The sequence below is a fragment of the Streptomyces sp. NPDC058240 genome (genome assembly GCF_042882135.1).
In the GTDB taxonomy this organism is placed as follows: Bacteria; Actinomycetota; Actinomycetes; order Streptomycetales; family Streptomycetaceae; genus Streptomyces.
The window spans coordinates 359,500-382,564 of record NZ_JBHVWT010000003.1 but is presented as its reverse complement, the minus strand read 5'-3'; the positions used below and the strand labels follow the sequence as shown (position 1 = coordinate 382,564).

18 protein-coding genes and 1 riboswitch are annotated in these 23,065 nt (G+C 71.6%); of the genes, 7 read left to right on the top strand and 11 right to left on the bottom strand.

The features are described from left to right. Positions 1-9 precede the first annotated feature (9 nt). The 6 genes from sucD to ACFVX4_RS09550 form a co-directional block, all read right to left on the bottom strand. The gene (sucD, locus tag ACFVX4_RS09575; RefSeq protein WP_329922467.1) at positions 10-894 is read right to left on the bottom strand and encodes a succinate--CoA ligase subunit alpha; all 885 of its coding nucleotides are present in this window, start codon (positions 892-894) and stop codon (positions 10-12) included. Between the two features lie 21 nt (positions 895-915). Then, entirely contained in the window at positions 916-2,097 is a 1,182-nt protein-coding gene (gene sucC, locus ACFVX4_RS09570) for an ADP-forming succinate--CoA ligase subunit beta (RefSeq protein ID WP_072486624.1), read from the bottom strand. 241 nt (positions 2,098-2,338) lie between these two features. Next, positions 2,339-3,601, bottom strand: a complete 1,263-nt coding sequence (locus ACFVX4_RS09565) for a VWA domain-containing protein (RefSeq protein WP_389973730.1) — start codon at positions 3,599-3,601, stop codon at positions 2,339-2,341. Continuing rightward, complete coding sequence (locus tag ACFVX4_RS09560) at positions 3,598-6,075, bottom strand: DUF5682 family protein (RefSeq protein WP_389973727.1); 2,478 nt, start codon at positions 6,073-6,075, stop codon at positions 3,598-3,600. Before ACFVX4_RS09560 ends, ACFVX4_RS09565 begins: the two co-directional genes overlap by 4 nt. Beyond that, a complete protein-coding gene (locus tag ACFVX4_RS09555; protein WP_389973724.1) occupies positions 6,072-7,184 on the bottom strand; it encodes an AAA family ATPase in 1,113 nt (370 codons plus the stop codon). The genes ACFVX4_RS09560 and ACFVX4_RS09555 overlap by 4 nt, the downstream gene beginning before the upstream one ends. A 110-nt stretch (positions 7,185-7,294) precedes the next feature. Then, positions 7,295-7,420 carry a hypothetical protein gene (locus ACFVX4_RS09550; protein ID WP_389973721.1) on the bottom strand — a complete coding sequence of 42 codons (126 nt, stop codon included), beginning with the start codon at positions 7,418-7,420 and terminating at the stop codon, positions 7,295-7,297. 132 nt (positions 7,421-7,552) lie between these two features. On the opposite strand from ACFVX4_RS09550, the gene ACFVX4_RS09545 reads away from it, so the two are divergent. Then, positions 7,553-8,953, top strand: coding sequence for an SWIM zinc finger family protein (locus ACFVX4_RS09545; RefSeq protein WP_389973718.1), 1,401 nt, complete (start codon positions 7,553-7,555; stop codon positions 8,951-8,953). Between the two features lie 22 nt (positions 8,954-8,975). Further along, positions 8,976-10,568: a DUF5691 domain-containing protein gene (locus tag ACFVX4_RS09540; protein WP_389973715.1), complete on the top strand. Its 1,593-nt coding sequence runs from the start codon at positions 8,976-8,978 to the stop codon at positions 10,566-10,568. Between the two features lie 184 nt (positions 10,569-10,752). Here ACFVX4_RS09540 and ACFVX4_RS09535 read toward each other — a convergent pair whose 3' ends face one another. Beyond that, positions 10,753-11,166: a cobalamin B12-binding domain-containing protein gene (locus ACFVX4_RS09535; RefSeq protein WP_266415302.1), complete on the bottom strand. Its 414-nt coding sequence runs from the start codon at positions 11,164-11,166 to the stop codon at positions 10,753-10,755. A gap of 329 nt (positions 11,167-11,495) precedes the next feature. Between ACFVX4_RS09535 and ACFVX4_RS09530 the strand changes: the two genes are divergently transcribed. Together ACFVX4_RS09530 and ACFVX4_RS09525 are read left to right on the top strand one after the other, a co-directional pair. Then, positions 11,496-12,425, top strand: a complete 930-nt coding sequence (locus tag ACFVX4_RS09530) for an esterase/lipase family protein (protein WP_389973712.1) — start codon at positions 11,496-11,498, stop codon at positions 12,423-12,425. 233 nt (positions 12,426-12,658) lie between these two features. Further along, positions 12,659-14,167, top strand: a complete 1,509-nt coding sequence (locus ACFVX4_RS09525) for a M23 family metallopeptidase (RefSeq protein WP_389973710.1) — start codon at positions 12,659-12,661, stop codon at positions 14,165-14,167. 46 nt (positions 14,168-14,213) lie between these two features. Here the strand turns inward: ACFVX4_RS09525 and pcrA are convergent, their stop codons facing one another. Beyond that, positions 14,214-16,682, bottom strand: coding sequence for a DNA helicase PcrA (pcrA, locus tag ACFVX4_RS09520; protein WP_389973707.1), 2,469 nt, complete (start codon positions 16,680-16,682; stop codon positions 14,214-14,216). Positions 16,683-16,930: 248 nt separating this feature from the next. Beyond that, a riboswitch (cyclic di-AMP (ydaO/yuaA leader) is annotated at positions 16,931-17,096 on the top strand. Between pcrA and ACFVX4_RS09515 the strand changes: the two genes are divergently transcribed. Further along, the gene (locus tag ACFVX4_RS09515; RefSeq protein ID WP_389973704.1) at positions 17,095-18,246 is read left to right on the top strand and encodes an NlpC/P60 family protein; all 1,152 of its coding nucleotides are present in this window, start codon (positions 17,095-17,097) and stop codon (positions 18,244-18,246) included. Its footprint overlaps the riboswitch before it by 2 nt. A 58-nt stretch (positions 18,247-18,304) precedes the next feature. On the opposite strand, the gene ACFVX4_RS09510 is transcribed toward ACFVX4_RS09515, so the two are convergent. Next, a complete protein-coding gene (locus tag ACFVX4_RS09510) occupies positions 18,305-18,658 on the bottom strand; it encodes a hypothetical protein (RefSeq protein WP_266415314.1) in 354 nt (117 codons plus the stop codon). Positions 18,659-18,972: 314 nt separating this feature from the next. On the opposite strand from ACFVX4_RS09510, the gene ACFVX4_RS09505 reads away from it, so the two are divergent. Next, positions 18,973-20,034, top strand: coding sequence for an NlpC/P60 family protein (locus ACFVX4_RS09505; protein ID WP_389973701.1), 1,062 nt, complete (start codon positions 18,973-18,975; stop codon positions 20,032-20,034). A gap of 107 nt (positions 20,035-20,141) precedes the next feature. Then, entirely contained in the window at positions 20,142-20,903 is a 762-nt protein-coding gene (locus tag ACFVX4_RS09500; protein ID WP_389973699.1) for a GNAT family N-acetyltransferase, read from the top strand. A 48-nt stretch (positions 20,904-20,951) separates the two neighbouring features. Here the strand turns inward: ACFVX4_RS09500 and ACFVX4_RS09495 are convergent, their stop codons facing one another. Together ACFVX4_RS09495 and ACFVX4_RS09490 are read right to left on the bottom strand one after the other, a co-directional pair. Further along, positions 20,952-21,650 (bottom strand): LuxR C-terminal-related transcriptional regulator, encoded by a 699-nt coding sequence (locus ACFVX4_RS09495; protein WP_389973696.1) that lies wholly within the window; start codon positions 21,648-21,650, stop codon positions 20,952-20,954. Continuing rightward, on the bottom strand, positions 21,634-22,932 hold the full coding sequence (locus ACFVX4_RS09490; RefSeq protein WP_389973693.1) for a PspC domain-containing protein: 1,299 nt from the start codon (positions 22,930-22,932) through the stop codon (positions 21,634-21,636). Before ACFVX4_RS09490 ends, ACFVX4_RS09495 begins: the two co-directional genes overlap by 17 nt. Positions 22,933-23,065: the final 133 nt, after the last annotated feature.

The window sequence follows — 23,065 nt, the reverse complement described above, 5'->3', positions numbered from 1 at the left end:
GTGGAGCGATCAGGCGCCGAGGATCTCGCGGGCCAGCTTGGCGGTCTCGGTCGGCGTCTTGCCGACCTTGACGCCGGCGGCCTCGAGGGCCTCCTTCTTCGCCTGGGCGGTGCCGGAGGAGCCGGAGACGATGGCGCCGGCGTGGCCCATGGTCTTGCCCTCGGGGGCGGTGAAGCCCGCGACGTAGCCGACGACCGGCTTGGTGACGTTGGCCTTGATGAAGTCGGCCGCACGCTCCTCGGCGTCGCCGCCGATCTCGCCGATCATCACGATCAGGTCGGTCTCGGGGTCGGCCTCGAACGCCGCGAGGGCGTCGATGTGCGTCGTACCGATGACCGGGTCGCCACCGATGCCGACGGCGGACGAGAAGCCGATGTCACGGAGCTCGTACATCATCTGGTAGGTCAGCGTGCCGGACTTGGACACGAGACCGATGCGGCCGGGCTTGGTGATGTCGCCCGGGATGATGCCGGCGTTGGACTGGCCGGGGGTGATCAGGCCGGGGCAGTTCGGGCCGATGATCCGGGTTTTGTTGCCCTTCGAACCGGCGTACGCCCAGAAGGCGGCCGAGTCGTGGACGGCGATGCCCTCGGTGATGACGACCGCGAGGGGGATCTCGGCGTCGATCGCCTCGACGACGGCGGCCTTCGCGAAGGCCGGCGGCACGAAGAGGACGGACACGTTCGCGCCGGTCTTCTCCATCGCCTCGGCGACGGAGCCGAAGACGGGTACCTCGGTACCGTCGAAGTCGACGGAGGTGCCGGCCTTGCGCGGGTTCACGCCGCCGACGATGTTGGTGCCGTCACCGAGCATGAGCTTGGTGTGCTTCATGCCGGTGGCACCGGTCATCCCCTGGACGATGACCTTGCTGTCCTTGGTGAGGAAGATTGCCATGGTGTTGGAGTCCCTCGTCCCTTACTTCGCAGCCGCGGCGAGCTCGGCGGCCTTGTCGGCCGCGCCGTCCATGGTGTCCACGCGCTGAACCAGCGGGTGGTTGGCGTCGGAAAGGATCTTGCGACCCAGCTCCGCGTTGTTGCCGTCGAGGCGCACGACCAGCGGCTTGGTGACTTCCTCACCCTTGGACTTGAGCAGCGCGAGCGCCTGGACGATGCCGTTGGCGACCTCGTCGCACGCGGTGATGCCACCGAAGACGTTGACGAAGACGGACTTGACGTCCGGGTCGCCGAGGATGATCTCCAGGCCGTTCGCCATGACCTCGGCGGAGGCGCCGCCACCGATGTCGAGGAAGTTGGCGGGCTTCACGTTGCCGTGGTTCTCACCGGCGTACGCGACGACGTCCAGGGTCGACATGACCAGACCGGCGCCGTTGCCGATGATGCCGACCTCGCCGTCCAGCTTGACGTAGTTGAGGTTCTTGGCCTTGGCGGCAGCCTCGAGCGGGTTGGCTGCGGCCTTGTCCTCGAGAGCCTCGTGCTCGGGCTGACGGAAGTCGGCGTTCTCGTCGAGAGACACCTTGCCGTCCAGCGCGAGGATGTCGCCGGAGGCGACCTTGGCGAGCGGGTTCACCTCGACGAGGAGCGCGTCCTCGGCGACGAAGGTGTCCCACAGCGTCACCAGGACCTCGGCGACCTTCTCGGCGACCTCGGCCGGGAACTTCGCCTGGGCGACGATCTCGCGGGCCTTCTCGATGTCGACGCCGTCGACGGCGTTGACCGGGACCTTCGCGAGGGCCTCGGGGGTCTTCTCCGCGACCTCCTCGATGTCCATGCCGCCCTGCACCGAGGCCATGGCCAGGAAGGTGCGGTTGGTGCGGTCGAGGAGGTACGAGACGTAGTACTCCTCAAGAATCTCCGGCGCGGTCTCGGCGATCATCACCTTGTGGACCGTGTGGCCCTTGATGTCCATGCCGAGGATGTCGGTCGCGCGGGCGACCGCCTCGTCGGGGGTGGCGGCCAGCTTGACGCCGCCGGCCTTGCCGCGGCCGCCGACCTTCACCTGCGCCTTGACGACCGACTTGCCGCCCAGCCGCTCGGTCGCCTCGCGGGCTGCCTCAGGCGTGTCGATGACTTCACCGGCCAGCACCGGTACACCGTGCTTGGCGAAGAGGTCCCTCGCCTGGTACTCGAACAGGTCCACGCGCGTCCGTCCCTTAATCAATGGTCTCGCGGTTCGTTTTCTGCGTGGGCGTGCCGCGAGGGGCAACGTGACTGCTCTGTCACTAGGAAGGCGCACACGGTGACCCGGGGTACGCGGCATGTCCATCTCGCAGGTTATCCCCGAGCTCCGCAGGACCCTAAATCGCAGATCACACCTGAGCGGTGATTACGGTCACAGATCACGTCGGTGGCCGTGCGGCGGTGGGCGGAACGGCACCGTGTCACCGGTGGGCCTCCTTGTCCGGTACGGGAAGCGGCCGCTTCTCGATGGCCGCCGCCATCACCTCCGGGAAGAGGTCGGGGGTGCACGCGAAGGCCGGTGCGCCCAGGGCCCCGAGTGCCGCCGCGTGGTCGCGGTCGTAGGCGGGCGCGCCCTCGTCGGACAGCGCGAGCAGCGTCACGAACTGCACGCCGGAGGCCTTCATCGCGGCGACCCGCTTCAGCATCTCGTTGCGTATTCCGCCCTCGTAGAGGTCGCTGATGAGCACGACCACGGTGTCGGCGGGGCGGGTGATCCTCGACTGGCAGTAGGCGAGCGCGCGGTTGATGTCGGTGCCGCCGCCGAGCTGGGTGCCGAAGAGTACGTCCACGGGGTCGTCGAGCTGGTCGGTGAGGTCGACCACCGCCGTGTCGAAGACGACGAGCCTGGTCCGCAGGGTTTGCATGGAGGCCAGCACGGCGCCGAAGACGGAGGCGTAGACGACGGAGGCGGCCATCGACCCCGACTGGTCGATGCAGAGGATCACGTCCTTCTTCACGGATCGGGCCGCCCGCCCGTAGCCGATGAGCCGTTCGGGGACGACGGTGCCGTACTCGGGGAGGTAGTTCTTGAGGTTGGCCCGGATGGTGCGGTCCCAGTCGATGTCGTGGTGACGGGGCCGGTTGATCTTCGCCGAGCGGTCCAGCGCGCCGGTGAGCGTGGCCCGGGTGCGGGCGGCGAGCCGCTTCTCCAGATCCTCGACGACCTTGCGCACGACCGCTCTCGCGGTCTCCTTCGTCGTCTCGGGCATGGCCTTGTTGAGCGAGAGGAGCGTGCCCACGAGATGGACGTCGGCCTCGACGGCCTCCAGCATCTCCGGTTCGAGGAGCAGTGCGGCGAGACCGAGCCGGTCGATCGCGTCACGCTGCATGACCTGGACGACGGAGCTGGGGAAGTACGTGCGGATGTCGCCGAGCCAGCGGGCCACCGAGGGGGCGGAGGCCCCGAGTCCGGCCGAGCGGCTGTTTCTGCCCCGGCTGCCGGGCTTGCCTCCGTCGCCGTACAGCGCGGTCAGCGCGCCGTCCATCGCGGCGTCGCGGCCGGTGAGGGTGCAGCCGGTGCCCTCCGCGCTGTCCGCGCCCAGGACCAGCCGCCACCGGCGCAGCCGCTCGTCGTTCGCCGGGCCGGACTGCGGGCCGGTGTGCGCCGGGGGTGAAGTGTGGGTGGGGGGTGGTGTGTGGGTCGGGTGCGGTGTGGTGCCGGCCGTGGTCGTGGTCGTGGTCATCCCGTTGCCCCCAGCGGTTCCTTGACGTCCGTGGCTCTCCCGGCCTGCCCGGAAGGGGCGTCGCCGTCCGGGCCCGAATCGTGGTGCAGTCCGAGCAGCAGGCGCAGCACCGGCTCGACCGCGTCGGCACGGGCCTCGTCCAGCCCCGGGCCGAATCCGGCTGTTGTCGTCCCGGATCCCGTGCCGGCGCCGGTGGCTGCCGGTCCCCCGGCGGCCGGGCCTCGGCCCACGAGCTCGCCCAGGGTCCGCCGTACGCCCGCTTCGTACGCCGAGAAGGTGCGCCGCAGCAGCGGCAGTACGTCGGCGAAGAGGTCGGCGGGCACCCCGGTGAGCCAGGCGTCGACCAGACCGAGCAGGCGCTCGTCGTGGACGAGCAGCATGCCTCCGCCGGCGGCTCCGCCGACGAACCCCTCGATCCACGCCGCGGCGTCGGCCGGGGGTGTGCCGGGCGAGAGGGCCAGGCCCATCAGCCGTGCCGCGTCGTCCTCCGCGAGCCGTCCTTCGTCGAGCAGCAGGCGGGTCGCGCGTCCCCGGATGACTCCCGCGACCGTGTCCCGGGCGGCGAGCCTGTGCAGTACGGCTGTCCAGCGCCCGCGCAGTCCGTCCGCGTCCGGGTCGGCGTCGGCCTGAGCGGCACCGGTGAGCAGCCCGATCGCGGCGTGGACCCCGTCCATCCGGCCGCGCAGTTCGTCGGCGCCGTCGGCGTCGAGCCCGGTGCAGGCGGGTGGCAGTCCGACGCAGATCCGCTCGGCGAGCCCGGCCGCGACCTCGCCGAGTGCCGCGGTGTCCGTGGACCGCACGTCGCCGTAGCGCAGGGTGCGGGCGAGCGCGGGCAGGGCGTCGGCGAGATGGCCCACATCGGCATCAAGCGCGGCGCGGTCGGCGAGGGCCCGCATCACGACGGGGAGCGCGTCGGGCAGTTCCGCGAGGAGGCACTGCTCGGCGAGTGCCGTGACCTCGGCGAGTGCAGTCGCCGAAGCGGCCTGCGACCTGGCCTTGGCGGTCGCCGCGGAGAGCACGGTGGTGCCCCAGGTCCCGGCCTCCGCGACCTGTACGTACAGCTCGGGTTCCCAGCGCAGCCGCCAGCTCTCCCGGAAGGTGCCGGTGCTGGCCCGGCCTTCGGCGGGCTCGCCCCAGCCGACGGCGAGGACGCGCAGCCGGTGGAGCAGTCGGCTGCGGGCCGCGTCGTTGTCCTTGCGCAGGTCGAGCTCCAACTCCCGTTCCACTGCCTCCGGTTTGAGCCGGAGCGTGCGTTGTCGGCGGGTGAGGTCGCGCTGGAGGGGCACGGCGGGGGCGGTGTCCGGCACTTGGCCGAGGGTCTCGCCGACGATCAGCCGGTCCTGTACGAGCGCGAGCGGCACATCGGAGCCCTCGCACATCACGGCCCGGATCGCGTCGGTCGTCTCGCCCAGTCCGGCGAGCGGGCGACCGCGCATGGCGGCGAGGCTGTCGGCGAGCCGGACGGCCTCGATGACATGGGCGGACGACACGAACCGGTCCTCGTCGCGCATGAGTCCGGCGACCTTCGTCATCCATCGCTCGATCGGGCGGTCCGGGGCGTCGAAGAGGTGTCCGTACCAGCCGGGCGAGTCGATGCCCGCCCCGTAGCCGCTGTGCCGGGCGAGCCGCCGGTGCGACCAGGGCACCCAGGTCAGCTCGGCCTTGACCTTGGGCAGTCCCTTGAGCAGGGCGCGGTCGGCGGCGAGTGTGGTCCTCGTACCGAGCGCGGGTACGTGCCAGGCACCGCAGACGACCGCGATGTCGTCGCCGAACTCCTTTCCGGCCTTGCGCAGTTGAATGCGCATATGGGCCTCCCGGACGGCGTCACGGGGGTGGCCGCCGTCGCCGTACACCTCGCGCAGGGCGGTCATCGCCTCGGCGAGCGCGGTGAACGGCTCCCGCGGGTCGACGGCTTCGCCGTCCCGGGTGCGGTGTTCGACGACGTCCTCCCACCAGCGCTCCGGGTCGTCGTAGCCCGCCGCCTCGGCGAGCACGCCGATGGGGTCGATCGGGGCCCGCGCGTCCGAGCCACCCGCAGGCGCGCCCTCCCCCTCCGCCCCGGTGTCCGCGCCTCCGCCTTCCGGGTCCCCTTCGCCGCCCCCGCCGCCGTCCGCTTCGCGTTCCGCGACCTGCGTCATGGCCAGGGAATTCGCCGCGGGCAGGTCGATGAACCGGACCGGAACGCCGCGCTCAAGGGCCCAGCGGATCGCGACCCACTCGGGCGAGAACGCCGCCAGCGGCCAGAAAGCCGCCTGCCCCGGGTCGTCGACGGCATGGGCGAGCAGCGCGACCGGTGGCCGCATCCGCTCGTCGGCGGCCAGCGGCAGCAATGCGTCGGCCTCCGGGGGCCCTTCGACGAGCACGACCTGCGGGCGGGTGGCATCCAGCGCCGCGCGGACGGCGCGGGCCGAGCCCGGTCCGTGGTGCCGCACCCCCAGCAGCAGCGGTCCCGCGGGACGTTCGGCCCGGGTCATGCGGATACCTCGCGGCAGGCGCGGTAGAAGTCCTTCCACCCGTCCCGCTCCCGGACCACCGTCTCCAGATACTCCTGCCAGACCACGCGGTCGGCCGCGGGATCGCGGACGACCGCGCCGAGGATGCCCGCCGCCACGTCGCCGGGGCGCAGCACCCCGTCACCGAAGTGCGCGGCGAGGGCCAGACCGTTGGTGACGACGGAGATCGCCTCGGCCGTCGACAGCGTCCCCGAGGGGGACTTGAGCTTGGTGCGGCCGTCGGCGGTGACTCCGTCGCGCAGTTCCCTGAAGACCGTGACGACGCGGCGGATCTCGGCCGTGCCGTCCGGTGCGGCCGGGAGGTCGAGCGAGCGACCGATCTGGTCGACGCGCCGGGAGACGATGTCGACCTCGGCGTCGGGGGTGGCCGGCAGCGGGAGCACGACGGTGTTGAACCGTCGGCGCAACGCGCTGGACAGCTCGTTGACCCCGCGGTCGCGGTCGTTGGCGGTGGCGATGACATTGAATCCGCGGACTGCCTGGACCTCCTGTCCCAGTTCGGGGACGGGGAGCGTCTTCTCCGACAGGATCGTGATGAGCGAGTCCTGCACATCGGCGGGGATACGGGTGAGTTCCTCGATCCGCGCGGTCATGCCGTCGGACATGGCGCGCATGAGCGGGCTGGGCACCAGGGCGTCGCGGCTGGGCCCGTGCGCGAGCAGCTGCGCGTAGTTCCACCCGTAGCGGACGGCCTCCTCCGGGGTGCCCGCCGTGCCCTGGACGAGCAGCGTCGAGTCACCGCTGACGGCGGCGGCGAGGTGCTCCGAGACCCAGGTCTTGGCGGTGCCCGGGACGCCGAGGAGCAACAGGGCCCGGTCGGTGGCGAGCGTGGTCACGGCGACTTCGACGAGACGGCGCGGGCCCACGTACTTCGGTGTGATCACGGTGCCGTCCGGCAGGGCGCCACCGAGCAGGTAGGTGGCGACGGCCCACGGGGAAAGCTTCCAACGGGCGGGCCGCGGACGGTCGTCGGCCGCGGCGAGGGCCTTCAGCTCATGGGCGAAGGCGTCTTCGGCATGCGGTCGGAGAGCCTGTACGCCGCCGGCGGCAGTGGTTTCGGACACGGTCATGGATCCCCCTCCGGATCGGTCGACCCGATGTGTTTCCCACCGTGCACCATGGCACTGACAATCGGCCCGGACCGCAGGTCGGGCCGATTCACCGGCCACGTGCGGACAGTTCAGCCGGCCACCGGCGAGACGGCCACGCAGCCGCCCGCGGCGAGGCCCATGCCGAGGACGACGGCCGCACGGACGGCGGTTCGGACGGTGCGCAGCTTACGGGTGGTGCGAACGGTGTGGCTCATCGGTTGATCCCCCGGATCGATGGGTCTGCTGCTCGCAGGGAATCGCAAAGGGGAAGTAAAGTCAAGATGCGTGCGTGACGGTGAATCAGCAGGTCAGGGCGATTGTCAGTGGTGCGCTCTACCGTCGTTCCCATGCTGCTATCTCACGGGGGAGAACCCTTGCGCACCGCCGGTCCGGTGGCGCGCTGGACGGTGGAGCAGGTACTGGCCCTCGCTCCGGACGATGCGTCACGCAAGGCGGGGAGCAAGCTCGGTTCGGCCGGTCCCTGGTCAGGCGGCGGGTGCGACGGTTCGGGGGCGGTGTGGGGGCTGTGCAAGGGGAGCGGGAGCAAGCCGTACCGGACGGTGGTCGACATCACCGGCCCCGCGTACAAGTGCAGTTGCCCCAGCCGGAAGTTCCCGTGCAAGCACGGGCTGGGGCTGCTGCTGGTCTGGGCGTCGGGCGAATCGTCCCTGCCCGCGGGCGAGGTGCCGGACTGGGCCGGTGAGTGGCTGGCGGGTCGTCGTGAGCGGTCGGCCGAGAAGGCGGAGAAGCATGCGGCGGACGGCGCCCCGGCCGCGGGCCCGGCCGATCCGGAGGCCGCCCGGCGGCGGGCCGGGCGCCGTGCCGAGCGGATCACCGGCGGCGCGCAGGAGTTGGAGGAGCGGCTGGCCGATCTGCTGCGCGGGGGGCTGGCGGCAGCCGATCAGCCGGGCTACGGGCTCTGGGAGGAGACGGCGGCCCGCATGGTCGACGCCCAGGCGCCCGGACTGGCCGCCAGGGTGCGGGAGTTGGGTTCCATCCCGGCGTCCGGTCCGGGCTGGCCGGCGCGGCTGCTGGAGGAGTGCGCGCTGCTGCATCTGCTGGACAGCGCCTGGCTGGGGATCGACCGGCTGCCGGAACCGCTGGCCGCCACGGTCCGCACGCGGGTGGGGCTGACGGCCCCCGCCGAGGGCCCGCCGGTCCGCGACCACTGGCTGGTGCTCGCGCAGTACGACACCCCGGACGGCAAGATCGTCGCGCGCCGCATCTGGCTGCACGGCAGGGACACGGACCGCACGGCGCTGCTGCTCTCCTTCGGGGCGGCCGGACGCTCCCCCGGGTTGGCACTGCCGGTGGGCGTCACGATCGACGCCGAGCTCACGCCCTATCCGGGTGCGGGCCGGCTGCGGGCGGAGCTGGGCCGGCAGTTCGGGGTGCCGTCGCCGGCCGGTACCCCTCCCCCGGGTGACAGGGCAGCGTCAGCGATCGGCGCGTACGGACACGCCCTGCGGGAGGACCCCTGGCTGGACGCCTGGCCGGTGACGCTGCGCGAGGTCATACCCGTACCGTCCGGGGACGGCTGGCAACTGGTGGACGCGGCGGGCGAAGCGGCTCTGCCCGTCGCCCCGCCGGCTCTGTCCCGGCCCGGTCTGTGGAAGCTCGTCGCGCTCTCCGGCGGCTCTCCGGTCACGGTCTTCGGCGAATGCGGCCACCGCGGCTTCGACCCGTTCGCGGCCTGGTCCGCCGAAGCCGGTGACGGCGCGGCGTCCGGGACCGTGCCGCTCATCTGACGTCGGATTCGAAGGGGGACCCATGCCCGGCACCATCACACCCGCTCCGTGGGAAGAGCTCGTCACCACAGCGCTTCTCGGCACCGACCGTCGCCCCGCGGGGGGAGACGGCGGGCCCGCCGGGCTGCTGGACGCGGCGGCGCTCCACACCGTACGGCGCAGGGCGGGACTTCAGCCCGCCTCCCCCGCCGCCCGGCCGGAGCCGGCGCCCGCCGACCCGCGACCGCCGCTGCCCCCGGCCGCGCGGCGCAGACTCGCCCAACTACTGGCGGACCGGTCGGCTTCGGGCGGCTCGAGCGGCCGGCGCGGCACGGCTCCCGATCTCACGGAGCTGATCCCGCAGTGGCTGGCCACCGCCAATCAGCAGGGCTTCCGGGCCCCGGCCGTACTGCTCCCGGCCCTGCTCGACGCGGCCAGGGCCCGTACGGACCTGCGGCCGCAGGCCCTGGCCTTCGCCGGGCCGCGCGGGCTATGGCTGGCCGGGCTGAACCCCGAGTGGAAGTTCGCGTTGCGCGGCTCGTCCGGCGGCTCGTCGCTGCCCGGCCCGACGGAGCCGGAAGCGGTCGCCCGGCTGTGGGAGGAGGGCCTGTTCGCCGAGCGGGTCGCGCTGCTCGGGGCGGTTCGGGCACACGATCCCGCCGGAGCGCTCGCCCTGCTCGCGACCACCTGGACCACCGAGCGGGCCGAGGACCGGCTGATGTTCCTCGACTCGCTGCGCACCGGACTGTCCGCGGTGGACGAGCCCTTCCTGGAACAGGCCCTCTCCGACCGCAGCCGCAATGTCCGCTCGACGGCCGCCGAACTGCTGTCCGCACTGCCGGAGTCGGCGCTCGCCGGCCGGATGGCGTCCCGCGCGCTGTCCTGTGTGAGCCCGGACCTCACCGGCGACGAGGCCTCGGTCACCGTGGAGGCACCGCACGAATGCGACGCCTCGATGGAGCGCGACGGAGTGGTGGCGGTGCCGCCGTCCGGACGGGGTGAACGGTCTTGGTGGCTCGGCCAGTTGGTGGAGGCGACGCCGCTCGCCACCTGGCCTGCGCGGTTCGGTGGCCGCACCGCGCAGGAGATCGTCGGCCTTCCGGTCGCGGACGGCTGGACTGAGGAACTGCACGCGGCATGGTGCCGGGCAACGGTGCGGCAACGGGACCCCGAGTGGGCCCGCGCACTGCTCGGCACCCCCTCCGCCCCTCCGTCGAACGGCCCCGGTACGGCGTCGCTCGCCGAACGGTCGAAGCTCCTCGGCATACTCCCCGCGGCCGAACGGGCCGACTGGGTGGCCGACTTCATCGCCGCGCACGGGCTGTCGGAGGCCTTCCAGATCCTGGGGGTCTGCCCGACGCCCTGGGCCGAACCGCTGGGCCGCGCGGTCGTCGACGCCCTGGACATCGCCCGGGACGCGGGCAGCTACCCCTGGAGCTTCAGCGGCGTGATGGGCCTCGCCGAACGCTGCCTGAACCCGGCCGAGGCGGACCGCCTGGAGGTCCTCACCACCACCCCGGACGAACCGGAGGACGCCTCACCGGGTGCGAACGGCTACTGGTCCGAGGCCTTCCAACGGCTGGTCTCCACGTTGCGGCTGCGCGCGGCGATGGACTCGGAACTGATCCCGCCCTGACGAAACCGGCAGCGGAACGGGCTGGGTCAGCTCGGGACGGGACGGGTCAGCTCGGGCCGGGGCGAGTCGGGCATCGGCCGGGCCTGCCCCTGCCCCCTGCTTCGGCCGGAGAACCGGAGCCCGGGCCGGAGTCCCGGCTGGGTCCGGGGCCGGGGCCGGCCCGGACCGGGACAGGCCCGGAGGGTCAGGCTTCCGCGGGGTGGCGGACGTTCGCGTTGACCCAGTCGACGATCGACGCCGTCGTGGCGCCCGGGGTAAAGATCTCCGCGACGCCCTGGTCCTTCAGCGGTGCGATGTCCGCCTCCGGAATGATGCCGCCGCCGAAGACCTTGATGTCCTCCGCCTCGCGCTCCTTCAACAGCTCGATCACCTTGGCGAAGAGCGTGTTGTGCGCACCGGAGAGGATCGAGAGGCCGATCGCGTCGGCGTCCTCCTGGATCGCGGTGTCCACGATCTGCTCGGGCGTCTGGTGGAGCCCGGTGTAGATGACCTCCATACCCGCGTCGCGCAACGCCCTCGCGATCACCTTGGCCCCGCGATCATGGCCGTCCAGGCCCGGCTTCGCCACCACCACACGGATCGGACCGGTCACACCCATCACTGCCTCCACATGCGTCTCCCGTGCCTGAAGGGCCAGGGATGTGAACGAACGTTATCTACAGCATCCCGCAAGCCGCCGTTTCGCGGTGGACGGGGAGGGGGAAATCACACGTGGGACATGTTCACCGGGCACCGTTCCCGCATCACGCGGCAGACCTGCCGTGCGGGACCGGCCGCCAGGGGAGCCGCTACGAGGTAGCCGTACCACCGCGCCGTCAGCCGCGCGGCGCAGTGGTACGGCCTGCCCGGCCCATCCGGTCCGCCGGCCGCCTGCGTGCCGGATACCACGGAGCCGCCTCCCCCGCTCGTCGAAGCAGGAGGTCGGCCATGAGGGTCCTGCCTTTCCTTCCCCTGACGCCGGGCCAGCCGTGTCCGTGCCCGGTCCGCCTGTCAACCGCTCTGCTGAAGGCCACCGCGCTGGAGCTGGTCGTTCTCGCCGGGCACGTGCTCCTTTATCCCACCGGCATCACGGGGGAACGACGGGCCACACCACACCCGGCCGGACCGCACACCGCACCCCCCGGCGCCACCTCCACCGCCCCGGCCGGAGCCTCCCCCCTCCCCGCCGAGGGCGACGAGCACCCCCCTGTCGTCCTTCTGCACGGCTTCATCGACAACCGTTCGGTCTTCGTGCTGTTGCGCCGTGCCCTCGCCCGGCACGGCCGACGTCACCTGGAATCGCTCAACTACTCACCGCTGACCTGCGACATCCGCACGGCGGCCGAGTTGCTCGGGCGGCATGTCGAGGAGATCTGCGCACGCACCGGACACCACGAGGTCGACATCGTCGGACACAGCCTCGGCGGCCTGATCGCCCGCTACTACGTACAGCGGCTGGGGGGTGACCAGCGGGTCCGCACCCTGGTCACCCTCGGCACACCGCACGGGGGGACGGCCGTCGCCCCACTGGCAAGCGCTCACCCCATCGTGCGGCAGATGCGTACGGGGTCCGCGCCGATCGAGGAGCTGCGCATGCCCGCGCCCGGCTGCCGTACCCGGTTCGTGAGCTTCTGGAGCGAGCTCGACCGGGTGATCGTCCCTGCCGAGGCGGCCTGCATCGACCATCCGGATCTCGACGCACAGAACGTACGCGTCACCGGGATCGGCCATCTCGCACTGCCGGTGCATCCGGCCGTCGCGGCCGCGGTCCGGCAGGCGCTGGAATCCCGCGACCCGACGACCGAAGCCATCGGAACCACAGGCACCGCAGGCACCACAGGCACCGCAGGCACCGCAGGCACCGCAGGGGCTGCATGAGCCTCACGGGCCGGCGGAGACCCCACAAATAGAACGCGTTTCGAACATAGAGCCAAGGCTGTGTGCACAGTCCGTCGAAAGACGGCCGATTGCCCGTTTCCTGAGTCGCCCATGCCCGCCGAAGATTGTCGGCGTCACGTACCGCCGGGTACAGTCGCGGCCACTGCTCCCCCTGGGATCCCACCGCCGGAACCCAGAGCACAGGTCCTGCTGCCGAGGCGAGAGAGAAGTTGGTGAACGACCAGCACCCCCACGCCGGGTACGCCGGATACGACAGCGAAGCGACCGGCAACTTCGAAAGCGATCCACTCTTCGGGTCGCTCCCCGGCGGCCACGACGGCGCGTACGGCAGCGGCTACGGCGCCGGGCAGTCCGGATACAGCGGCCAGTACGACTCCACGCAGTGGGACACGGGTGCACACCCGACCACCTCGTACGACGCCTACTCCCCGTACGCCGCGCAGCCCCAGCAGCAGTACGAGGCGGGGCCGACGTACGAGACCACGGCCACCTGGACGCCCGCCGACTACGGCACGGAAGCGACCACGGCAACCGCCACGTTCGCCGGCATCCCGGCACAGGGCGGCGCCCCGGACACCACGGGTCAGTGGGACACCAGCAGCTGGCACACGAACGACCCGTGGGCCACGAGCGAAACGGCCGCATACGACAGCGGCGTGTACGACGCCACCGCCTGGAACACCGGCGCCACGCCCGAGCACGAGCAGCAAATCGCGCAAACCGCGGAAACCGCACAGGTGTCGTACGAAGCGCCCCCGGCACACGAGGCGCACGGAACCTACGAGTCCTACGCCGACCTGGGCTCCTACGACCCCTACGAGCCCTACCTCACCGACAGCACGGACAGCACGGTTGACCCGGGCGACGCAGATGGCGCAGATGACTCAGGCGTCACAGAGCTCGCGGACGCCGCAGACGCCGCACCCGGCTCGCGCCGCACCCTCAGCCGCCCCGCCACCCGCAACGGCGGCGGCAGCCGCAGCCGGCGGCGTTCCCCCGCGAAGCGTTCCGCGCTTCTCACCGTCGCCATTCCCTCCGCCTGCGTGATGAGCGTGGCCGGAATCGCCGCGGCCTCCGTGGGCGGACTGGGCGGCGAGGACAAGAAGGACGACAACACCACCACGATGGCGGCGGCCGACCCCGACTCCGTCAAGCCGGTCGCGGCCAACAACAAGCTGGACACCCAGCTCGCCAATCTCAGCGCCGACGCCGAGAACTTCGCCGACCGCGCCAGCCGTACCCAGGAGCGCATCGACCTGCGGGAGCGGCAGGCCGCCGAGAAGAAGAAGCGCGAGGTGGAGGCCGCCCACAAGGAGGCCCTGCGCCCCAAGTACGTCATGCCGGTCAAGCGGCACGGCCTCAGCGCGTACTTCGGCCAGGCGGGCGTCAACTGGATGTCCGTGCACACGGGCATCGACTTCCCCGTCCTGGAGGGCACGCCCGTGATGGCCGCGACGGACGGCACCGTGCGCACCCAGCTGAACAGCGCCTACGGGAACATGGCCATCGTCACCATGGCCGACGGGACCGAGACCTGGTACTGCCACCTCAGTGGCACCAAGATCCGCTCGGGCCCGGTCAAGGCCGGTGATGTCATCGCGTACTCGGGCGACACCGGGAACTCGACCGGCCCGCACCTGCACTTCGAGGTGCGGCCCGGTGGCGGACCGGCAGTGAACCCGCTGCCCTGGCTCCGCAGCCACGGCGTCGACCCGACCTGAGCCCAGCGAGGCGGGGGCCGCGGCCCCCGCCCGTCGTCGGCTCCGTCTACAGCTTCTCGACCGGCGCATAGCGCAGCAGCAGCTTCTTGGGCCGCTCGTCGCCGAAGTCGACCGTGGCCTTCGCCTGGTCGCCGACGCCCTCGACCGCCGTCACCGTGCCGAGCCCGAACTGGTCGTGCGTGACCCGGTCACCGACGGTCAACGTGATCGTCGGCTTGTCCGAGCTCCGCCGGGTCGCGAAGCCCGAGGGGCCGGAGCGCGCACGCGACGCGGACAGCGACGACGTGATACCCGAGGTCGGTCCGGCCGGAGCCGCCATCGGCCCGGTCCGCTTCCACTCCAGGTGCTGGTCCGGGATCTCCTCCAGGAACCGCGACGGCGGGTTGTACGAGGGCTGTCCCCACGCGCTGCGCATCGCGGCCCGGGTCAGATAGAGCCGCTCGCGGGCCCGGGTGATGCCGACGTACGCGAGCCGCCGCTCCTCCTCCAGCTCCTTCACCTGGCCCAGCGCCCGCATGTGCGGGAAGACGCCGTCCTCCATGCCGGTCAGGAAGACGACCGGGAATTCGAGGCCCTTCGCGGTGTGCAGCGTCATCAGCGTGATGACACCGGAGCCGTCCTCGTCCTCGTCGGGGATCTGGTCGGAGTCGGCGACGAGCGCGACCTTCTCCAGGAACTCGGCGAGCGTGCCCGTGCCCGCGGCCGCGCCCGTGCCCGCGTCCTCCTCGCCTGCCGCTCCCCGCTCCTGCTCGAATTCGAGGGCCACGGCGGCCAGTTCCTGAAGGTTCTCGATCCGGGTCTCGTCCTGCGGGTCGGTGGAGGCCTGCAGCTCGGCGAGGTAGCCGGTGCGCTCCAGGACGGCCTCCAGGACCACCGCGGGGCCCGCGCCCGACTCGACGATCGTGCGCAGCTCTTCCATCAGGGTGTTGAACCGCTTGACGGCGTTGGCCGACCGGGCCGCCATGCCGTACGCCTCGTCGACCCGGCGCAGCGCCTGCGGGAAGGTGATCTTCTCGCGCAGGGACAGCGCGTCGATCATCGCCTCGGCCCGGTCGCCGATGCCGCGCTTGGGCACGTTGAGGATGCGGCGCAGCGGGACGGTGTCCTCCGGATTGGCGAGGACACGCAGGTAGGCCAGGATGTCCCGGACCTCCTTGCGCTCGTAGAAGCGCACGCCGCCGACGACCTTGTAGGGCAGGCCGACGCGGATGAAGATCTCTTCGAAGACACGGGACTGGGCGTTCGTACGGTAGAAGATCGCGACGTCGCCGGCCTTGGCGTCGCCCGCGTCGGTCAGCCGGTCGATCTCGTCGGCGACGAACTGCGCCTCGTCGTGCTCGGTGTCGGCGACGTAGCCGGTGATCCGGGCGCCCGTACCGGCGTTCGTCCAGAGGTTCTTGGGGCGGCGGCTCTCGTTGCGCTCGATGACCGCGTTGGCGGCGGACAGGATCGTCTGCGTGGAGCGGTAGTTCTGCTCCAGGAGGATCGTCGTCGCGTTCGGGTAGTCCTCCTCGAACTGGAGGATGTTGCGGATGGTCGCGCCGCGGAAGGCGTAGATCGACTGGTCCGCGTCACCCACGACACACAGCTCGGCCGGGGCGTCGCCCTCGCCCGCCGGGCCGACCAGCTCGCGTACGAGGGTGTACTGGGCGTGGTTGGTGTCCTGGTACTCGTCGACCAGGACGTGCCGGAAGCGGCGGCGGTAGTGCTCGGCGACGTCCGGGAACGCCTGGAGCAGGTGGACCGTCGTCATGATGATGTCGTCGAAGTCCAGCGCGTTGGCCTCGCGCAGCCGGGACTGGTACATCGCGTAGGCCTGGGCGAGCGTCTTCTCGAAGCCGTCCGCGGCCTGGCCGGCGAAGGTCTCCTCGTCGATCAGCTCGTTCTTCAGGTTGGAGACCTTGGCCGTGAACGACTTCGGCGGGAAGCGCTTCGGGTCGAGGTCGAGATCGCGGCAGACCAGGGCCATCAGCCGCTTGGAGTCGGCGGCGTCGTAGATCGAGAACGACGAGGTGAAACCGAGCCGCTTGGACTCGCGGCGCAGGATGCGTACGCACGCGCTGTGGAAGGTCATGACCCACATGGCGTTGGCGCGCGGCCCGACGAGCTGCTCGACGCGCTCCTTCATCTCGCCCGCGGCCTTGTTGGTGAAGGTGATCGCCAGGATCTGGCCGGGGTGCACCCCGCGCTCGGCGAGGAGGTGGGCGATCCGGTGGGTCAGCACCCGGGTCTTGCCCGAGCCGGCCCCGGCGACGATGAGCAGCGGGGATCCCGCGTGGACGACGGCGGCGCGCTGCTCGGTGTTCAGCCCGTCGAGGAGCGCCGCGGAGTCGATGACGGGGCGGTGCGCGCCGTCGCGGTAGTAGGCGTCCCTGGGCGGCGGGGGCCCGTCGAACACGCCCGCGAAGAGGTCCTCCGGCACCGCTTCGGGTGCGGAGTCCTCGGGGGGCGGCGGGGGCTCTTCCTCCGAGTGCTGGAGGCCGGCCAGGAAGCTGTCGTCAAAGAGGCTGCTCATCGCTTGTCGAGTCTAGGCCGCTCCACCGACACCCGGAGGCCGCATGACCAACCGCACACAGCGCACCGGACACGCAGAGGGATCGAGCACCCACTCCACGTAAGGAATTCCGGGCCTCCACCACCCGCCGCGGCAAGGTCACGAAAATGTATCGGGCATATCGAACATCAACCTTCACAGCAGCACCATGGGTTGGCTAGCGTGCTCGACCGGGCGGCCCGTACCCCCTTGAGGCGAACCACGCCGAGCGGGCGCCCCCGCCGAATCCGGGCTGCCCCCGCGGGAGTTCGGAACCGGGGACCCACACGCAGTACCGGGGTGAATCGGTCCTTATCCCCCACTCGGACCGTAGGGCAGCCTTCCGTTCCGCCCGAACCCGACAGCTAACCCGGTAGGCGGTCCACGGAAGGAGATGCCGGCCTTGGCGTCGCATCGCAAACCGCGCACCCGGGTGCGCACCACCGCACCGGCCGTCGGGCTCACCACGGCGGCCCTGGCGTCCGTGACCCTGCTCTCCACGCAGAGCGCCATGGCCGCCCCGGATCCGAAGCCCGGCGTCGAGGACGTCCAGAAGAAGGTCGACGACCTCTACCGGCAGGCGGGCACCGCGACCCAGCAGTACAACCAGGCGAAGGAAGCCTCCGCCACCCAGCGCGCCAAGGTCGACGCCCTGCTGAACGACGTGGCGAAGCGCGCCGACAGGCTCAACGACGCGCGCAGGACGCTCGGCACCTACGCGGCCGCGCAGTACCGCAGCGGCTCCATCACGCCGAGCGCCACGTTCTTCCTGGCCGACGACCCGCAGTCGTACTTCGACCAGAGCCAGTTGATGGACCGGATGACCAGCCGGCAGCAGAAGGCGATCACGGACTTCCGTACACAGCAGGCCAAGGCGTCGAAGAAGCGCGCCGAAGCGGTGCGGAGCCTGGAGACGCTGACGACGACGCAGACCACACTGCGCACCAGCAAGCAGAACGTCCAGAAGAAGCTGGGCGAGGCGCGCACGCTGCTGTCGAAGCTGACCGCCGAGGAGAAGGCGCGGCTCGCGGCGATCGAGCGCAAGAAGGAGGCGGAGGCCAGGCGCAAGGCGCAGGAGCTGGCGAAGCAGCAGGCCGCCGCGAAGGCCGAGGCCGAGCGCAAGGCCGAGGAGGCCGCGAAGGAGTCGGGGGGCGGTACGGGCACGGGCACCGGGACCGGCTCGGACAGCAGCGCCACCACCAAGGCGGAGAAGGTCCTCGCCTTCGCCAGGGCCCAGCTGGGCAAGCCGTACGTCTGGGGCGCGACGGGCCCGGCGTCGTACGACTGCTCCGGACTCACCCAGGCGGCGTGGAAGTCCGCGGGCGTGGACATCCCGCGGACGACGTGGGACCAGGTCAAGATCGGCACCCGGGTCGCCACGGCGGATCTGCGGCCGGGGGACCTCGTCTTCTTCTACGACGACATCAGCCACGTCGGCATCTACAAGGGCGACGGGATGATGATCCACGCGCCGAAGCCCGGGGCGAACGTGCGCGAGGAGTCGATCTACTACATGCCGATCTACGGCAGCGTGCGACCGGCGTAGCGACTCGCACCGTCACCCCGGCCGCCGGACGGCCGGGGACCGGGGCCGCACGGCGGGATCAGGTCCAGAGCGTGGCGATGAAGATGTTGAGCATCGTCAGCCCGCCCACCGCCGCGAAGGCGCCCTTGTCGGCCTTCTCGTCGTCCCGCTTGATGTAGACGAGCGCGAGGACGACGACCAGGACCAGCAGCTTGACGCCGATCTTGATGTTGTTCACGTGGTTGCCGTCGGCCTCGTTCAGCCCGACCAGCGCGACACCGGTGACCAGCATGGTCAGCGCACCGTGCAGCATCGCCGGGACGAACCGGGCCGTGCCCGCGCCCATCGCCTTCATCTGGGTCAGGAAACCGCCCAGCAGGGAGGCGATACCGATGATGTGCAGGGCGACGAAGACATGAATGAGTACGTCCATGAGGCCGCAGCCTAGCCCTGGCCATATCACCACTCGACAGGCAGGTACACCTTCCCGACCACTTCGCTCGCGCCTGTACCAATTGCCTGACTCTGGTGCAATTTCTCTGATCACTCGACGACATTGCCACGCCAAATTCAGACAATAAGCGTCATTACGACTCCTGCCCGTGCCCCGGGTTTAGCGTCCCTGAGCAGGTGACCGGCTTCACCGCCACTCCGTACGCGGACGGCGCACCGGTCGCCCCGCCGAGAGATCGGGCGGGCCCGCCGGTAGCCCCCGGCGGGCAGTCGTCAGGAAGGACGCACGCCCTCGTGGCAGCGCATCGAAAACCCAGGCAGCGCCCGTACACCGGCCCTGCTGCCCGCACCGCGGCGACCCTCGCCTTCGCCGGGGCCGCCACCGCCGCGGTACTGCCCGGACCGGCGCACGCCGATCCGCAGCGCACCCCCGCCCAGGTCAAGGCCGAGGTGGACCGGCTGTACCACGACGCGGAGGTCGCCACCGAGCAGTACAACGGCGCGAAGGAGAAGGCCGCCGCCGCGGAGGACGCCGTCGACACCCTGCGCGACGAGGCCGCCCGCAGGACCGAGCGCCTCAACGCCTCGCGCGACGCGCTGGGTTCGTTCGCCGCCGCGCAGTACCGCACCGGCGGCCTCGGCACGTCCGTGCAGCTGGCGCTCTCCTCCGACCCCGACCAGTACCTGGAGCGGGCGTCGTACGTGGACCGGATCGGCGACCGCCAGGCCGCCGCGCTCAACAAGGTCCGGCGGCAGGTCGCCCAGATCGCCACACTGCGCTCGCAGGCCAAGGAAGAGCTGGCCGCACTGGCCGCCCGCCGGGCCGAACTGAAGAAGCACAAGGCGAAGATCACGGCCAAGCTGGCCGACGCGCAGCGGCTTCTCGACCGGCTGAGCCCGCCCGAGCGCACCGCCTACGAGAACTCCGACCACGGATCGGCCGACGGCGCGCTTTCCACCGACCGTGCCGACCGGAGCACCGCGCGCGGCTCCGTCCGGGCGCCGAACGCCCGCGCCGCCGAGGCCGTCGCGTTCGCGTACGGGGCGCTCGGCAAGCCGTACGTCTGGGGCGCCACGGGCCCCTCCTCGTTCGACTGCTCCGGGCTCACCCAGGCCGCCTGGCGCTCCGCCGGTGTCTCGCTCCCGCGGACCACGTACACCCAGATCAACGCCGGCCGGCGCGTCTCCCGCTCCGAACTCACCCCGGGCGACCTGGTGTTCTTCTACTCCGGCATCAGCCACGTCGGGCTCTACATCGGCAACGGCCAGATGATCCACGCCCCGCGCCCCGGAGCACCGGTCCGGATCGCGCCGGTCGACCAAATGCCTTTCGCCGGGGCCACCCGGGTGGCATAGGCTCCCGTCTCCGATCCGGAGCAACCCGCCATCGGAGCAACCGCCTTCGGGCCGGACCGCCCTCGGACCGGCCCGCCGTCGCCCAACCGGCCGGAGGACAACCCCACATGCCCATGGACGCCGATGTCCAGAACCATGCCCGTACGCTCGCCCAGCGCTCCCCGGACCACCTCCGGGTCGGGCCCTTCACCGTGCGGTACAACCCCAACTGGTCTAGCAAGTACGCCAATTACGCCATACCCGACCGGGACGCCGAGCCGACAGCCGAGGATCTCGACGCGCTGATCGCGGCGTTCCGCGAGCACGACCGGCTGCCCCGGCTGGAGTTCCTGCCCGGCTCGGCGCCCGCGGTCGAACCCGCGCTGCTCGCCGCCGGGTTCACCGTCGAGAACCGGGCCCCGGTCATGGCCTGCGCGCCGGGCGACCTGCTGCCGCCGAAGCCGGTGGACTCCCTCTCGATCGCCGAACCGGCCACCGAAGCGGAGTTCGCCGCCGCCGCGCTCGTCCAGCACCACGGATACGGCGAGACCGGCGAGCCCGAGGACGGCGCGGCGGAATGGCTGCGCACCGCGGCCCGGGGCGGCGGCGTCGCGGCCCTCGCCACGATCGACGGCGTACCGGCGGGCGCGGGCGGCTGCTCCGTCCCGGTCGACGGCCTGACCGAACTGGCCGGTCTCGCCGTCGCCGACGCCTACCGCCGCCGCGGCATCGGCGCCGCGCTCTCCGCCCACCTCACCGCGACCGCCTTCGGGCGCGGCTGCCGGGTGGTGTGGCTGGAGCCGGGCGACGCCGATGTGGAGCGGATCTACGCGGGCATCGGCTACCGCAGGGTCGACGAGAAGCTGAACATCTCGCTCGACCCGGCCTGACGCGCCCGCCGCCCGCCTCCTGCCGGCAGGCCAAGCCCGTCGGCGGGCTCAGACCAGCCGTCGGGCGGTGGCCCACCGGGTCAGCTCGTGCCGGTTGGACAGCTGGAGCTTGCGCAGCACCGCCGAGACATGGGACTCGACGGTCTTCACCGAGATGAACAGCTGCTTGGCGATCTCCTTGTACGCGTAGCCACGGGCGATCAGCCGCAGCACCTCGCGCTCGCGCTGGGTCAGCCGGTCCAGGTCCTCGTCGACCGGCGGCGCGTCCGTGGAGGCGAAGGCGTCGAGGACGAAGCCGGCCAGCCGGGGCGAGAACACCGCGTCGCCGTCCTGGACCCGGAAGACCGAGTCCACCAGGTCGGTGCCGGTGATGGTCTTGGTGACATAGCCGCGGGCACCGCCGCGGATGACGCCGATGACGTCCTCGGCGGCGTCCGACACGGACAGCGCCAGGAACCGCACCGGGTTCTCGACGGCCCCCATCAGCGGGGCGCAGCGGCGCAGCACCTCGACGCCGCCGCCGCCGGGCAGGTGGACGTCGAGGAGGACGACCTCGGGGCGGGTCGCCGTGATGACGTTGACCGCCTGGTCGACGTCGGCGGCCTCGCCGACCACCTCGACGCCGGTCTCCTCGGTGCGGCCGATCTCGGCCTGGACGCCGGTGCGGAACATCCGGTGGTCGTCGACGAGCACGACCCGTACCCGGCGCTCCGGGCCCCCGGCCGCCGCCTCAGTGGTCTTGGTCATCGCTCGCCCTCTCCATCTCCAGCTCGACTTCCGTGCCCCCGCCGGGCACCGGACGCAGCCGCGCCGTCCCGCCGTTGCGTTGCATCCGGCCGATGATTGATTCTCGTACGCCCATTCTGTCCCCCGGTACGGAGTCCAGGTCGAAACCCGGCCCCCGGTCGCGCACCGAGACGAAGACCGTGCGGCCCTCGACCTCCGCGTAGACCTGCACGGCGCCGCCCTCGCCACCGTACTTGGCGGCGTTCACCATCGCTTCGCGTGCGGCCTGCATCTGCGCGGTCAGCTTCTCGTCCAGCGGGCAGTCGCCGACGACGACGACCTCCAGCGGGACGCCGTGCTTGTCCTCGACCTCGGCGGCGGCGCGCTTGACCGCTTCGGCGAGGGTCTCGGGTTCGTCGTCCTCGTCCTTGCCGGTGCCCTCGGGGTTGTACAGCCAGTTGCGCAGCTCCCGTTCCTGGGCGCGGGCGAGCCTGCGGACCTCGCCCGCGTCCTCCGCGTTGCGCTGGATCAGGGTGAGGGTGTGCAGCACCGAGTCGTGGACATGGGCGGCCACCTCGGCGCGCTCCTGCGCCCGGATACGCATCGTGCGTTCCTCGGAGAGGTCCTGGGTCATGCGGACGAGATAGGGGCCGGCCAGCAGCGCGATGCCGGTGAGGACGGCGATGGCCGCGGTCAGGACGTTGCCGAGCTGGGCCGCGGAGCCGCGTACCACCATGAAGACGGCCAGGCCCAGGCCGACCAGGGCGACCCCGGCGAGCCCCCGGGCCAGATGCAGGACCCTGCGCCGGCTGCCGACCTCCATCCAGCGGGCGCGCCGGGCGTTGTCGGCCTGCCGCCACACCAGTACGGAACCGGCGCCGATCAGCAGCGTGGGCCAGATGTAGCGGTTGGCCCCGCTGCCCATGTCGACGTTGCCGACGAAGATCATGGCGCCGAAGACCAGCGCGATCAGGGCGAAGACCTGGCCCTTGTCGGGCTTGCGGAGCCGGCGCCCGCCGTCCGGGGCGGTCTCGAAGACCGAGCGCGGTGCCTCGACGCCGCCGACGCCGAGCGGGACGACGATCCAGAACACGGCGTAGAGCAGCGCGCCGAGGCCGTCCGCGAAGAACAGGCCGAGGAAGACGAACCGCACCCAGACGACGGGCAGTCCGAGATGCCCGGCCAGACCGCGCGCGACGCCGCCCAGCAGCCGTCCGTCGGCGCTGCGGTACAGCTTGCGCAGCGGTGGCTCCTCCGGTTCTGCGTTGCGGGAGCTGGTGGCTCGGGTCGTGGCGGCTGACATGCTCCGATCGTCACATGTCCGTGCGGGTGGCGGCATCAGGGTCGGCCCCCTAATCGACCCTGAGAGCCCGGACCCGGGGCGAGGGCCTGTCCGGCGGATCGGGGCCCGGCCTCAGGGGCCCGGCCGGCCAATA

Excerpts from the sequence above, each read along its gene's own strand:
- sucD (WP_329922467.1), bottom strand. The coding sequence starts at position 894 with ATGGCAATCTTCCTCACCAAGGACAGCAAGGTCATCGTCCAGGGGATG.
- ACFVX4_RS09565 (WP_389973730.1), bottom strand. The coding sequence starts at position 3,601 with ATGACCACGACCACGACCACGGCCGGCACCACACCGCACCCGACCCAC.
- ACFVX4_RS09560 (WP_389973727.1), bottom strand. The coding sequence starts at position 6,075 with ATGACCCGGGCCGAACGTCCCGCGGGACCGCTGCTGCTGGGGGTGCGG.
- ACFVX4_RS09555 (WP_389973724.1), bottom strand. The coding sequence starts at position 7,184 with ATGACCGTGTCCGAAACCACTGCCGCCGGCGGCGTACAGGCTCTCCGA.
- ACFVX4_RS09550 (WP_389973721.1), bottom strand. The coding sequence starts at position 7,420 with ATGAGCCACACCGTTCGCACCACCCGTAAGCTGCGCACCGTCCGAACC.
- ACFVX4_RS09545 (WP_389973718.1), top strand. The coding sequence starts at position 7,553 with ATGCTGCTATCTCACGGGGGAGAACCCTTGCGCACCGCCGGTCCGGTG.
- ACFVX4_RS09540 (WP_389973715.1), top strand. The coding sequence starts at position 8,976 with ATGCCCGGCACCATCACACCCGCTCCGTGGGAAGAGCTCGTCACCACA.
- ACFVX4_RS09535 (WP_266415302.1), bottom strand. The coding sequence starts at position 11,166 with ATGGGTGTGACCGGTCCGATCCGTGTGGTGGTGGCGAAGCCGGGCCTG.
- ACFVX4_RS09530 (WP_389973712.1), top strand. The coding sequence starts at position 11,496 with ATGAGGGTCCTGCCTTTCCTTCCCCTGACGCCGGGCCAGCCGTGTCCG.
- pcrA (WP_389973707.1), bottom strand. The coding sequence starts at position 16,682 with ATGAGCAGCCTCTTTGACGACAGCTTCCTGGCCGGCCTCCAGCACTCG.
- ACFVX4_RS09515 (WP_389973704.1), top strand. The coding sequence starts at position 17,095 with ATGCCGGCCTTGGCGTCGCATCGCAAACCGCGCACCCGGGTGCGCACC.
- ACFVX4_RS09510 (WP_266415314.1), bottom strand. The coding sequence starts at position 18,658 with ATGGACGTACTCATTCATGTCTTCGTCGCCCTGCACATCATCGGTATC.
- ACFVX4_RS09500 (WP_389973699.1), top strand. The coding sequence starts at position 20,142 with ATGCCCATGGACGCCGATGTCCAGAACCATGCCCGTACGCTCGCCCAG.
- ACFVX4_RS09495 (WP_389973696.1), bottom strand. The coding sequence starts at position 21,650 with ATGACCAAGACCACTGAGGCGGCGGCCGGGGGCCCGGAGCGCCGGGTA.
- ACFVX4_RS09490 (WP_389973693.1), bottom strand. The coding sequence starts at position 22,932 with ATGTCAGCCGCCACGACCCGAGCCACCAGCTCCCGCAACGCAGAACCG.